Here is a 12,456-nt window from a genome sequence, read left to right on the forward strand (position 1 = left end):
TCTCGAAGGCCGATCACTGTCGGTGAATACGGATCGAATCAGCACCAGGTCACCACACGGAGTGGATACGGCCGGTTACGTCTCGAACGAGAGATCGCAGCGGAAATCGTCGTCTGATAATCGAGATGATGGCCCTGTTTAGATGCCTAAACTCCCCCGGTAGAGACGTCGAGTGCTAGTTCGACGGTTCTGACGGCGCACTTGAGATCGAGTTCGCGGAATTGTCCGAACCACGTTCTCGCTCGAACGATCTCGCCGTATTTTCGCCGAAGTGCGAAAAACGTCGCTTCGATATTTGATCGTTGATGGTACGCCGTATCAACGAGCAATATATTATTCCCGACGCCGTACCAGCCGAATCCGCGGTACCTGATCACCGGATTCATGACCACAGACCGAAGCTTTTGACGAAGAAGCTCCCCTGTCGGGGCCTTTGTCGGCGGTCAGCATGGTCAGTTTACCGAGGTTGCATGTGAGAAGCTGCCATGCGATCTTTGTATCGTACAATTGCTTCATCAATGGGTAATGGGTATATAGATTCGCGCTAGTACTTCGGTCGATCAACATGGTCGCTTTCAGCGCTCTGAACGTGTAATTCGCTCGTTTCGCGTAGTGTTGGTTCGCTTCGATGTGATCCATGCCGGTTGCATCGATCGCCTGGACCTCGCCAGTGTCGTGCAGTTCCGTCGATCTCGAGTGGAGACCCGTGCGTTGGGAAAGCTACTCCGACGGACGGTCGGTGGGAAGACCCGACCGGTCTTCGCTTTCGTTGACGGTGCGATGGCCCTGATCGACCTGCGGTACGTAACTCACTGATCCGTCGAACGTTCTTCTCCGGAGTTCTCCTCAACCGGGGGTAGTGTCGCTTCTTCCGCCCAAAAATAAACGAGCCGTTCCATTCGGTCCATAAAGTCGTTCGGGTCGGCTGGTTTCCTGAGGTACGCGTTTGCACCTGCACTGTACATTCTGGTGACGTCTCCGTCGGATCTGGAGCCCGTCAATACGATTACTGGTATCGGCGGGAATTCCGGATCCGATCTGATCTTCGTGAGGACTTCGGGGCCGGAGGTCACGGGGAGATTCAGATCGAGGACGATGAGGTCCGGGCGCGGTGCCTCGGCGAACGGGCCACGTTGGGAGAGAAAATCAATCGCTTCTTCACCGGTTTGGACGGAATGTATCTCGCCGGGCAGATCGCGCTCCGCAAACGCCTGTTCGACCAGGTGGATGTCACCGCGATTGTCCTCTGCTACCAGGATATCAATCTGCTTCATCTGTCTGTGTCCAACTGTCACGAGGGCCGTCGTTTCGGGAGCGTAAAGGTGAACGTCGACCCCTCACCAGGTTCTGAATCGACCCATATGTCACCGTCGTGATTCCCGACGATTTCCTGACACAGCGAGAGTCCGATCCCAGTCCCTGGATAGTCGTCGTTGTGGTGGAGTCGCTTGAACACCTCGAAGATGCGGTCCGTTTTGGTTGGATCGATGCCGATCCCGTTGTCCGAGATAACGAACTCCCAGTAATCAGGGCGCTCTTCGGCGGAAATTTCGATACGAGGCGTCTCGGATTCGTTGTATTTGAGGGCGTTCGAAATGAGGTTGGAGAACAGTTGTTTCAGTTGCTCGAGGCTTGCAATCACCGTCGGAAGTGATCCCACTACTATCTCGGGATCGGATTCTTCGATCTGGACCGCGAGATCGCTCGTGACCTGTTCGATGACGGTCTCACAGTTCACCGGTTCGAATTCCTCCTCGGACTGTTCTACCCGGGAGAAGGCGAGGAGATCATCCACCATTTCCCGCATCCGGTCTGCGCCGTCGATAGCGAAGTCAACGTACTGCTGGGCGTTCTCGTCGAAATCGTCCCCGTATCGCTCCTCGAGGAGTTGGAGATAACTCGAGACCATGCGGAGGGGTTCTTGCAGGTCGTGGGAGGCGGCGTAGGCGAATTGTTTGAGCCGATCGTTCGATTGCCGGAGTTCGCCGATCGTTTCCTCGAGTTCCGCCTCGTACTGCTGTCGTTCGAGTTCGTACTTTACCCACTGGCCCATCAATTCGATGTACGTGCGGTCTTCCGTGGAAAACGGCTCCTCCCGCGGACTGGCGGCAATAAAGGCGAACGTGCGGTCCGCGCCGCCCTGGATAGGGAGGTACGTTCCCAAATACGACTCGACACCGAACTCCTGATAGACCGCAAGATCGTCGAATCCCTCCTCGGTGGGGTCTGATACGCTTGCAGCTTGCTTAATATCGGACGCAGCGATACAGTACGTCTGACTCAACGGGAAGTCGGCGCCGGGCTGATAGTAGTCGTGGTGGCCGTTTATGTACTCTACCTCCAATCGGTTTGCGTTCGGATCGACGCGGTTTAGCGCGCCGAGTTCGAGATCGAACCAGTTGCATCCGAGGTCGAGAAGGTCGTGGAGTTTCTCCTCGAACGAACGGTCCGGTCTCGAGGTAATCTCGTTGAGTTCCTGCAGGAAGCGTTTGTGGTCCGCGAGTTCGGATTCGGCCCGTGCCCGACCGTTGAGAGTTTCGAGCATCCGTTCAACTTCGGCGTCGTGATCCTGGGTCTCGAAGAGTTCGTTCGCGGGCGTATAGTAAAAATTTTGACTGATAGTGCTATCGTAAATCAGGTGCGGGTGAGTCCGGATCACATCGGCGATCACTTCCGAGGAATGCTCGTCACGATCGTAGAGACAGAGAGCCCTCGAGTCTGTTTCGTTAAAGAGTGTGTTACCTCGCCCCTCGTACTCCATGAAGGTCTCCAGAGAAACTTCCTGAATCCAGTTCGTCCCCGCGATTACTCGGAGTCCCTCGTACTCCTCGTTCGCCTCGGTCACGACGGACCGGTAAAAGGAGATCATTTCGTCGGGGTCGAACGGCCGGTTTTGGAGGTACGTCTCGTCGACGGTGGAAAACGAGAATGCACCCGACTCGAGGGCAGCATCCACGTCGATGCCGCACTCACGAAGTATTTCGAGTACCTCTTCTTCGTGGTAGTCGGAGAGAACATACAGGCACCGCTCGCCCGCCGCTAAACCTTCGCGAATGAAAGGGACCGTAGCCGCGAATCGTTCCTCCTCCGTTTCATAAATGGCAGCGAAGTGAGAATGGGGAAAATCGCTCGGTTCACGATCCTCTGGACGATTGCGTATCGCGCCAAATCCACCCTCAAAATCCCCGAAATCGGTGGGGTGTGGATCACTTGCCTGTTCGCTCATAGGTACGAACAAACTCCGGAACCTAAAAACAGTATGGGAGCAAGTGGACGTTCTTCTGGGCACCGAAATACGGTTCGTTCGAACGGTCCCTGGCTCAGTTTCTAGATGTCCGATCTGATGACGGTTTCCGAACCGTCACCGGTAACCGCGATGACGCTCTCGCCGTCCGGACAATCGAAGGTGTCGCCGACGCTACTCGCCTGACCGCCACCGGCCGAACACGTGACGGTATCCGTATTATCGCCGAGCGACGTAAGTGTCACCTCATGCGGACTTGCCGATTCGTTGATCGTGACTCCGGCCCGGCCGGGGGCGCGTTGATTTTCGCCGACATCCATCAGGAACGCCGCAATTACGGCGGCGAGAATTACTGTAATGGCGACCATCAATATGACCCCGACGACGGGAGACACCGCACGTTCGTCAGCCGTTCCAACCAACTTCCGTTGAATCGCTTTTCCGTCAGTCATCATTTTCACGCACCGGCTGTGGACGGTGAGAACCCACATCCGTCGTTGCGCTCTCTGCGAGCGCACACGCTAGTGGATAGTCTCTCCCGCCCGGATTGACCATAGTTTAATTACCGATGCCAATATTCAGTACTAACCAGGCATCTATAAAATTAATTTAAATAATAATTATAATTTTGATATTTTCTTTCAGTAGATACTCAATGACCGCAACCTGACCTCCGGCGAGTCGGTGGCTGCAGACCCCGTCCTCCGTTTGCCCTCGCCATGCTATTTAAACGATGGCGACCGGTACAGCGGCCGACGTCGTCGGGTAGCGGGGACCTTGGGGACGTAGTTCTTGCACGCGAAACTGCTCCGCGTGTACAGAGTCAGTTGAGAGGATCGGCGGGCTACGAAACGCCTCTGCGGTCGAATGCATCGGTCGTACGGATTTCTATGTTGCCGTCGGTGGTGACGGTCGTCGTCCGTTGCACAGAACAGATTGCGGCGTCTCGAGCGCAGGCGAAATACCGGGACCGCTCGAGAGGCGGTCAATTCTGTGCGATCGAGTAACTCCCGGATCGGGGAAGTGCCGACCTGTTGCTCGGAGTACTCTCCCCGATTGCAGAACAACGGCCACTCGACGAAATGGGCCGCGGATCGTGCCGTACTCGGTCGACTCCGTCTCGCCGACGAAGTCAAACGAATCGCTTCTTACGAAAAGAGAGTTATCACTATGCTACCGTTCATTAACGTCACTAAAAACAGGTTTAGTTACGATATCGTCACAGCCCAGAGAACTAATGGAGTGACTACCAAATAGGATGTGCCTCGTGAGGGGCGAATAATGGCACAGAGGACTGGCGATACTATTCATCCAGGTCTCAATCGAATCGAATCGCTGTTTTCGAATCAGTACGAGCGATTCACGCAAACTGAGGAATCGGGCCTCGATGTCACCGTCGTCGACACAGTGAAAGATATCGGAAAAACGGAGTGGAACGGTATCGTCGAGCGATCGAGTCGCGGTAGCGTGTTCCATCGATACGAGTGGCTCGAGGCGATCGAGGAGGGACTGGGGTATACCCCTCGGCATCTCGTGATTACCAAGGACGGAAACAAGATCGGCGGAATGCCGAACTTCGTCGTAGAGATCGAAAAGACGCCCTTCAAGCGGCTATCGACGCTTTATCCGGGGTTCGGAGGGCCGCTGGTGCCGACGGATACGTCCGAATCGCTCACCCAGCTGACCGAGGCCGTCCCGAACCTCTGTGGCGGGACGACGATCGTCCATCAGATCAGAGGACTCGACACGAGCTATCTTCGATACAACGATTTGCTTCAGTCCCAGGGGTACCGTCCGTTCAGACGGGAGTGTCGTTTCCTCGTCGATCTAACGAAAGGTCACGACGAGATCCTGGCGGATATGAGTCGAACCCGCAGACGGGGAATCGAACGGGGTCGAGACGGTGACTACGACATCGTCGAAACGGAGATCACTCCGGCAAATTTGCGCCGGTTCTATCGCACGTACGAACGCGTAATGAATCGCGTCGGCGGAGACGCGTATCCGTTCTCGTTTTTCGACCAACTACGGGCGATGGATTCGCATCTTCTCTTTCTAACGATTCAGATCGACGGCGAATACGCCGGGGGGATGCTCGAGGTACTCGACGACCAGCGCGACTCGATTCACGGTTTTTTCGCCGCTGTTCCTCGAGCGTACTTCGACGATCACGCGTCGGAACTCCTGTACGATTACGTTTTCAGGTGGGGTATCGAGAACGGGTACGAGACGTACGATTTCGGAAGTACGAACGCGGATTTCGAAGACGGCGTCTACCGATTCAAAGAGGGTTTCGGAGGACGAGCCGAACCGGTTCTCATATGGGAACGGGGCTGTAGTCCGCTCTGGAAACTGATCAAGGCTGGCAGATCGTTGTATTGGCCCCACTATACAGGGTCCTGAACGACTCGACGGGACAGCCGCTCCGCTCGAAACGGCGACCTGACCTGTTGCCGGTATCGGGCGAGCGCGCGCCGGGACTTGTATCAGGTCCGGATGCGTTGATTCGGCTATGATGACCGTGATCGTCGTGCTCCGTGACCGACTACTCGTTTGTACGGGCGAGTCCGAACCCGGCGAGTGGACGACGACGACCCGACTCGAGGGATTCGATCTCGAGTGCGCCGCAATTCAGCCTGACGCACCGGAACAGGTTTTCGCCGGGACCGTCGAGGATGGACTCTTTCGTAGCCGCGGCGACCGGTTCGAGCGACTCGAAGCGGAGTTCGGACCAGCGGATCTGGCAGCCTCTCGCCCAGACGGGAAAAGCGCGAACGAAGCGGGTCCAGAGAGCGGAACCGTGATGGCCGTAACGATCAGCCCGCACGACCCGCAGGTCGTCTACGTCGGCACGGAACCGAGTCGGATCTACCGGTCGCGAGACGGCGGTGACTCCTGGTCGCACCTCGAAGGGCTGGTCGACCTCCCGTCGGCCGACGAGTGGTATTTCCCGCCCCGGCCGGATACCCACCACGTCCGCTGGCTCGAGGTCGATCCGTTCGATCCCGAGCGGCTTTACGTCGGTATCGAGGCGGGCGCCTTCGTGTACACGCGAGACGGCGGCGAAACCTGGCACGAGCGGCCCGATGGTGCTCGCCGTGACGTTCACAGCATGGCGATGCACGCGGATCAGGAGGGGCGAGTCTACACCGCGGCGGGCGACGGCTACGCCGAGAGCGACGACAGCGCCCGGTCGTGGCGACGACCGCAGGACGGCCTCGAACACCGATACTGCTGGTCGGTCGTCCCCGACCCCGGCGACCCGGACCGCGTTCTCATCTCGAGTGCCCGCGGTGCTCGGACGGCCCACACCGCAAGCAGGGCAGACTCGCACGTCTATCGCAAGAACGGCGACTCGTGGGTGCGGCTCGACGATCGGGGCTTGCCAACCGGAGAGGGTGTCGTCCGGACGGTATTCGCAACGACAGGAGAACCGGGAGTCGTCTTCGCCGTGAACAACCGCGGGCTGTTCGCGACGCGAGATTTCGGCGACTCGTGGAGCCGACAGGATATCGACTGGGGCGGAGAGTTCGAGGGCCGGACGCCGCGCGGGCTGGTGGCCGGATGAGCCAAGTCACCTCTCGCTGCTCGGGACCGGCCTTCGTCACCGCATTTCCGCTTCGCTTCCGACGGTTTCAGGTTTGCAAACCGGGCGTCGAACGATCGCAGACGCCGCTACGGGAGGGGACGCTCTGGTGTGATCGATTCGATCCGCTCGAGAATTGTCCCTATCAACCGGCAGAAGTCGCTCACGATGTCGGTTTCATCACCCGCCTAGAGTGATCGGGGTTTGGTTGGAATACTCGTTTCGGAAGCGTTCGCTCGAGTCGCCGGATTCGAATAGCGTACCGGCGTAGCCAAGATTCAGAAGTGACACAGACCACTCAAGGCGGGTTTATTCACCTCAGAGTCTCTATAACACAAAGTACAGCATCCGTGAGCGAGCTGATTTCCGGCCGGTCGTCCTCGAGCGGCGCCTTCGAACGGGTGGGCGCTTCGAAATCCTTTTAGGCGCTACACGGGGATAGTAGGGTAACTGAGTGATATCATGGACGTCGACATCATCTCCGAAGAGGAAAACCCCATGTTGCATCGAACCGACGTGACCTTCGAACTCATCCACGAGGACGCCACGCCCTCCCGTCTCCAGGTCCGTGACAGCCTCGCCGCGAAGCTAAACAAGGACGCAGACGAGGTCGTCATCCGCAAACTCGACACCAAGTTCGGGATGCGAAAGACCGTCGGACAGGCGAAAGTCTACGACACGGCCGATTACGCCCGAGAAGTCGAACAAAATCACATGCTCGAGCGGAACAAGATCGGTGCCGAAGACGACGCGGAGGCCGAAGCCGAGCCGGAGGAAGCATAGATGACGCGCTACGAGCTCTACGCCGACGACGGCAGCACCGACGGCGAACTGTGTCCGCGCTGTGGCGACGTCTTCCTCGCCGATCACGGCGACCGCAAACACTGCGGGAAGTGCAGCTACACCGAGTGGGAATAACGGCGATGCGCCGAGCGCGAGCGGGGGCGGTCGGCCCGCAAGCGCGATATTCCGCGAGCGATTCGGGGTGTCAGCCCGGAACTACATTCGTTCTAATACGTGACTGCTAGCGTTCGTATCCTCGGGATCGAAGGGACTGCCTGGGCCGCCAGCGCAGCCGTTTTCGACGCCGAGAGCGACGACGTGTTCATCGAGAGCGACGCGTACCAGCCCGAAAGCGGCGGCATTCACCCCCGCGAGGCGGCCGAACACATGCACGACGCCGTTCCGGCGGTCGTCGAACGAGCCCTCGAATACGCTCGCGAGACCGACGACGGCCCGGAAACGGAGCCGCCGGTCGACGCGGTCGCGTTTTCCCGCGGCCCCGGATTGGGGCCGTGCTTACGCATCGTCGGCACCGCCGCTCGAGCGCTGAGCCAGGCGCTTTCGGTGCCGCTGGTCGGCGTCAATCACATGGTCGCCCACCTCGAGATCGGGCGTCACACCTCGGGCTTCGAGGCGCCGGTCTGTCTCAACGCGAGCGGAGCGAACGCACACCTGCTGGCCTACCGTAACGGACGCTACCGCGTCCTCGGGGAGACGATGGACACGGGAGTCGGCAACGCGATCGACAAGTTTACGCGCCACGTCGGCTGGTCGCATCCCGGTGGGCCGAAGGTCGAAAGGGCTGCAGAAGACGGCAAGTACGTCGATCTCCCGTACGTCGTCAAGGGAATGGACTTCTCGTTTTCCGGGATCATGAGCGCCGCCAAGCAGGCGGCCGACGACGGAGTGCCGGTAGCGGACGTCTGCTATTCGCTTCAGGAGAACATTTTCGGGATGCTGACCGAGGTTTCCGAGCGAGCGCTGTCACTGACCGGGAGCGACGAACTCGTCCTCGGCGGCGGCGTCGGGCAAAACGCTCGCCTCCGGGAGATGCTCGCGACGATGTGTGAACAACGCGGCGCGCAGTTCCACGCACCCCAACCGCGGTTCTTGCGAGATAACGCGGGAATGATCGCCGTGCTCGGCGCAAAGATGTACGACGCAGGCGATACGATCGCGATCGAGGAGTCCCGCGTCGACTCCGATTTTCGACCCGACCAGGTCCCCGTCACGTGGCGGACGAACGAGCCAGCGCTTACGGCCGGGCGTGGCGTCGACGAAACGCGGGTTCGCGGTGCCGAAGCACTCGTCGACATCGATCGCGACGGTGGTCGCGTAACGAAGCGCCGCGAGTCGAAGCGCTACCGCCACCCAACGCTCGACGACCGGCTTCAGAGGGAACGGACCACGCTCGAGGCGCGCCTCACCAGCCAGGCTCGTCGCGAGGGAGTCCCGACGCCGGTCCTGACCGACGTCGATCCCCGGGAGGCGCGACTCGAGTTCGAATACGTCGGTGACTGCGACCTTCGGGACGGACTGACGGTCGAGCGGGTTCGAGACGTTGGCCGCCACCTCGCACGGCTCCACGCCGCGGGCATCGTCCACGGCGATCCGACGACGCGAAACGTCCGCGTCAGTCACCCGGAACGCAATAGGGCCGAATGCGAGCGGGAGGACGAGCGGACGTACCTCATCGACTTCGGGCTCGGCTACCACACCGACCACGTCGAGGACTACGCGATGGATCTGCACGTCTTCGATCAGAGCCTCGTCGGCACCGCAGACGATCCCGAGCCGCTTCGCGAAGCGGTTCGTTCGGGGTACGCCGAGGTCGGCAACGACCGAGTTCTCGAGCGACTGCAGGACGTCGAGGGACGGGGTCGGTACCAGTCGTAAGGGATCGCCGGCCGCTCTCACCTGCCCGCAGGTCGATCGATTGCATCGAACGTCACTGCACACAATACTCTTATCAGGGGAGGACGTATCACCGGCCATGGCAGAGAAGCCGACTTCCGGTGAGATTCTCGGGGTACCGTATAATTTCGAACGACCGAGCATCGGCCGTATGCTCTCGTCGTACTGGCAACCGGGCGAAGGGATGCTCGTCGAAAAACCGTTCGGCGTCGGCTACTCCCTGAACCTCGCCAACTGGCGGTCGTGGGTCATCATCCTCGTCGCAGGCGGCCTGCTTTGGCAGGAGGAAAAGGGGACATCGGATGGCGAAACAGAGCGGACCGACGAACCGGTCGAGGTCATCGTCGACGACAACGAATCCGACGATTGAACGCTGGATGCGCCTGGCTGCGTCTCGCGCGACCTGAAACCGCGGTGTAGTTCACACACGACGGCCGAGTGACGGTCGATCAGCGGTCGACCTCGCCCATGATACAGTCGAGACTCCCGATGGCGGCGACCAGGTCGGCGACGTACTCGCCTTCCGTAATGTCGGGTAACACGGAGAGATTCGAGAAACAGGGACTGCGAATCTTGAACCGCGCCGGCGTTTCGGTGCCGTCCGAGCGAATGTAGATCCCGAGTTCTCCTTTCGCCCCTTCGACGGCGCGGTAGGTTTCGGTGTCGGAATCGGGCTTGAGCGTCCGGGGAACGTTGCTCTGGATCTCGCGATCGTCTTCCGGCCAGTCCGCGAGGAGGTCGAGACACTGCTCGATGATCTTCGCGGACTCCTCGACTTCCTGCATGCGGACGAGCACTCGAGCGAAGTTGTCGCCGTCGGGTTCGGTGACGACGTCCCACTCGAGGTGTTCGTAGTAGCCGTACGGATCGTCGCGCCGGAGGTCGTAGTCGATGCCGGACCCCCGTGCGACGGGGCCGGTACAGCCGTACAGTTTGGCGACCTCGGGCTCGAGAATCCCGGTATCGATACACCGACGCTGGAAGATCTCGTTCGTGACCAGCAGGTCGTGGTACTCGTCGATTTTGGCCGGGAGGCCGTCGAGGAAGTCCCGAGTCTTTTCGATGAACTCCTCGCGAGGTTCGGGCAGGTCCCAGGCGACCCCACCGAGCCGGAAGTAGTTGTACATCATCCGCTGGCCGGTCAGGTCCTCGAGGCGGTCGAGGACGATTTCCCGGTCGCGGATCGCGTACTGAAAGGTGGCGGTGAACTCGCCGAAGACGTCGAGCGCGTAGGTGCCAAGCGAGATGAAGTGGGAGGCCAGCCGCGAGAGTTCGGCGCCCATCGTGCGGACGACCTGAGCGTAGTCGGGGACCTCGATGTCGGCCAGATCCTCGGCAGCGCGAGCGTAGGCCCACTCGTTGCACAGCCCCGACATCCAATCCCAGCGATCCGGATAGGGCATGATCTGGTGTCGGTAGGTTCCCTGCTGGCACATCTGTTCCTCGCAGCGATGGATGTAGCCGATGTCTGGATCGACGTTGACGACCGTCTCACCGTCCAGTACGGCTTTGACGTGCATGACGCCGTGGGTCGACGGATGGTGCGGTCCGATGTTGAGAAACATCGTATTCGAGACGTCGTCGCGTTCGTCGCCCGCGATGGGATTTGCGTGTTCGGAAAGCGTCACGATCTGGGGTTGCTCCTGATCGTACTCCGGCGAGAGGGGATGACCTTGCCAGGTGTCCGGTAACAGAATCCGCCGAAGGTCGGGGTGGTCCTCGTACTCGATGCCGACGAGGTCGTAGGCTTCGCGCTCGTGCCAGTCCGCGGTTCGGAAGACCGGTTCGGCCGACTCGCTGACCGGCTCGTCGACCGTCGTCGGGACGACGACGCTCACCTCGCGAGTCGGGTCATCGTAGGACTTCAGGTGATATATCGTCTCGAACCGATCCGGGTACCGCTGGGCGGTCACACAGGAACAGTGATCGAAGCCGGCCTCGTCACGGAGCGTCGCGAGGACCGCCTGTACCTCGTCCGGTCGGATCACGACGCCCGGCGCGTTCAGATGATTGTCGCGAGCGAGAACGGCACCACCGAGGAGGCCCTCGAGGTCGAGATCCGCAGCGAACTCGGTCGTCTCGGACTCGAGCGTCGAGCGTTGGGACATGTGCGGTCGTTCGTATGGAGCGGACGAGTCAGTGCTGCGACAGCCACTAGGCTATTTATATACTGAAGCCAGAATGACGCGTCGTGAAGACGGTCCGGCTCATCCTCCAGTACGACGACGAGACGATCCATCCGATGCACCGGTTCGTCGCCAACAGTGACGCCTTCGACGCCTATCGGATGGTTCACGGAAACTTCACCAACAGTGACGACGACGATAACGCCTTCATTTTCCACGTCGTCGGAGACCCGGACGTCTACGAAACCGCCCTCGAGGAGACCAGTCGGGTGAGCGACTACGAACTCACGCGAACCGGCGACCGGTCGTTTACCGTGTACGTGCGCGACGTTCCGGCAGACGTCGACGATCGATTGCTCGATAGTTTCACCCGCAGAAGCCTCGTCGCCTTGCCCCCCCTCGAGTACCGATCCGACTGGACGGTTCGGTTCTCGGTCGTCGGCGAACCGACGGATATCCGGCGTGCGCTCGAGGACGTGCCGGCGGGAATCGAGACGACTATCGGTCGCGTCGGCGAGTACGACGGCAGCGACGCCGCGGTCGCCGCGTTGACCACGCGCCAACGCGAGGCGCTCCGAGTCGCGCGAGACCTCGGCTACTTCGACGTGCCCCGATCCGCGAGCGTCGAAGACGTCGCCGGGGTACTCGACTGTGCGCCCGGAACGGCCGCCGAACACCTCCGAAAAGCGGAATCAGCGGTGATGGAGGCCCTCGAACTGTAAGAGAGACGGTTGGAAGGGATACGGCCGTCACCGAGCCGAAGACGCTCGTCGAGAACGCAGACAACCGACGCCTATTTTCCG

12 protein-coding genes and 1 pseudogene are annotated in these 12,456 nt (G+C 60.0%); 8 read left to right on the plus strand and 5 right to left on the minus strand.

Going from position 1 to position 12,456, the window contains the following annotated elements:
• Nucleotides 1–146: 146 nt before the first annotated feature.
• The 4 genes and pseudogenes from HYG82_RS30195 to HYG82_RS30210 form a co-directional block, all read right to left on the minus strand.
• Nucleotides 147–690, minus strand: a pseudogene (locus tag HYG82_RS30195) (transposase); the annotation flags it as partial.
• Nucleotides 691–809: 119 nt separating this feature from the next.
• Nucleotides 810–1,274: a response regulator gene (locus tag HYG82_RS30200; protein WP_179260766.1), complete on the minus strand. Its 465-nt coding sequence runs from the start codon at nucleotides 1,272–1,274 to the stop codon at nucleotides 810–812.
• A gap of 17 nt (nucleotides 1,275–1,291) precedes the next feature.
• Complete coding sequence (locus HYG82_RS30205) at nucleotides 1,292–3,226, minus strand: MEDS domain-containing protein (protein WP_179260767.1); 1,935 nt, start codon at nucleotides 3,224–3,226, stop codon at nucleotides 1,292–1,294.
• A gap of 101 nt (nucleotides 3,227–3,327) precedes the next feature.
• Nucleotides 3,328–3,696 (minus strand): type IV pilin domain-containing protein, encoded by a 369-nt coding sequence (locus tag HYG82_RS30210; RefSeq protein ID WP_179260768.1) that lies wholly within the window; start codon nucleotides 3,694–3,696, stop codon nucleotides 3,328–3,330.
• 829 nt (nucleotides 3,697–4,525) lie between these two features.
• On the opposite strand from HYG82_RS30210, the gene HYG82_RS30215 reads away from it, so the two are divergent.
• From HYG82_RS30215 to HYG82_RS30245, 7 genes are all read left to right on the plus strand, one after another.
• On the plus strand, nucleotides 4,526–5,647 hold the full coding sequence (locus HYG82_RS30215; RefSeq protein ID WP_179260769.1) for a lipid II:glycine glycyltransferase FemX: 1,122 nt from the start codon (nucleotides 4,526–4,528) through the stop codon (nucleotides 5,645–5,647).
• Nucleotides 5,648–5,756: 109 nt separating this feature from the next.
• Nucleotides 5,757–6,812 (plus strand): beta propeller repeat protein, encoded by a 1,056-nt coding sequence (locus HYG82_RS30220; RefSeq protein ID WP_179260770.1) that lies wholly within the window; start codon nucleotides 5,757–5,759, stop codon nucleotides 6,810–6,812.
• Nucleotides 6,809–7,027 carry a hypothetical protein gene (locus HYG82_RS30225; protein WP_179260771.1) on the plus strand — a complete coding sequence of 73 codons (219 nt, stop codon included), beginning with the start codon at nucleotides 6,809–6,811 and terminating at the stop codon, nucleotides 7,025–7,027. Before HYG82_RS30220 ends, HYG82_RS30225 begins: the two co-directional genes overlap by 4 nt.
• A gap of 265 nt (nucleotides 7,028–7,292) precedes the next feature.
• Complete coding sequence (locus tag HYG82_RS30230; RefSeq protein WP_179260772.1) at nucleotides 7,293–7,613, plus strand: 30S ribosomal protein S24e; 321 nt, start codon at nucleotides 7,293–7,295, stop codon at nucleotides 7,611–7,613.
• Nucleotides 7,614–7,748 carry a 30S ribosomal protein S27ae gene (locus tag HYG82_RS30235; RefSeq protein WP_179260773.1) on the plus strand — a complete coding sequence of 45 codons (135 nt, stop codon included), beginning with the start codon at nucleotides 7,614–7,616 and terminating at the stop codon, nucleotides 7,746–7,748.
• Between the two features lie 99 nt (nucleotides 7,749–7,847).
• The gene (locus HYG82_RS30240) at nucleotides 7,848–9,509 is read left to right on the plus strand and encodes a bifunctional N(6)-L-threonylcarbamoyladenine synthase/serine/threonine protein kinase (protein WP_179260774.1); all 1,662 of its coding nucleotides are present in this window, start codon (nucleotides 7,848–7,850) and stop codon (nucleotides 9,507–9,509) included.
• Between the two features lie 97 nt (nucleotides 9,510–9,606).
• The gene (locus tag HYG82_RS30245) at nucleotides 9,607–9,897 is read left to right on the plus strand and encodes a DUF5808 domain-containing protein (RefSeq protein ID WP_179260775.1); all 291 of its coding nucleotides are present in this window, start codon (nucleotides 9,607–9,609) and stop codon (nucleotides 9,895–9,897) included.
• A gap of 79 nt (nucleotides 9,898–9,976) precedes the next feature.
• Here HYG82_RS30245 and HYG82_RS30250 read toward each other — a convergent pair whose 3' ends face one another.
• Nucleotides 9,977–11,635 carry an NADH-quinone oxidoreductase subunit D gene (locus HYG82_RS30250; RefSeq protein ID WP_179260776.1) on the minus strand — a complete coding sequence of 553 codons (1,659 nt, stop codon included), beginning with the start codon at nucleotides 11,633–11,635 and terminating at the stop codon, nucleotides 9,977–9,979.
• A gap of 83 nt (nucleotides 11,636–11,718) precedes the next feature.
• On the opposite strand from HYG82_RS30250, the gene HYG82_RS30255 reads away from it, so the two are divergent.
• Entirely contained in the window at nucleotides 11,719–12,375 is a 657-nt protein-coding gene (locus HYG82_RS30255) for a helix-turn-helix domain-containing protein (protein WP_179260777.1), read from the plus strand.
• The last annotated feature ends 81 nt before the right edge of the window (nucleotides 12,376–12,456 follow it).

Origin of the sequence: Natrinema halophilum, from assembly GCF_013402815.2 — an archaeon.
In the GTDB taxonomy this organism is placed as follows: Archaea; Halobacteriota; Halobacteria; order Halobacteriales; family Natrialbaceae; genus Natrinema; species Natrinema halophilum.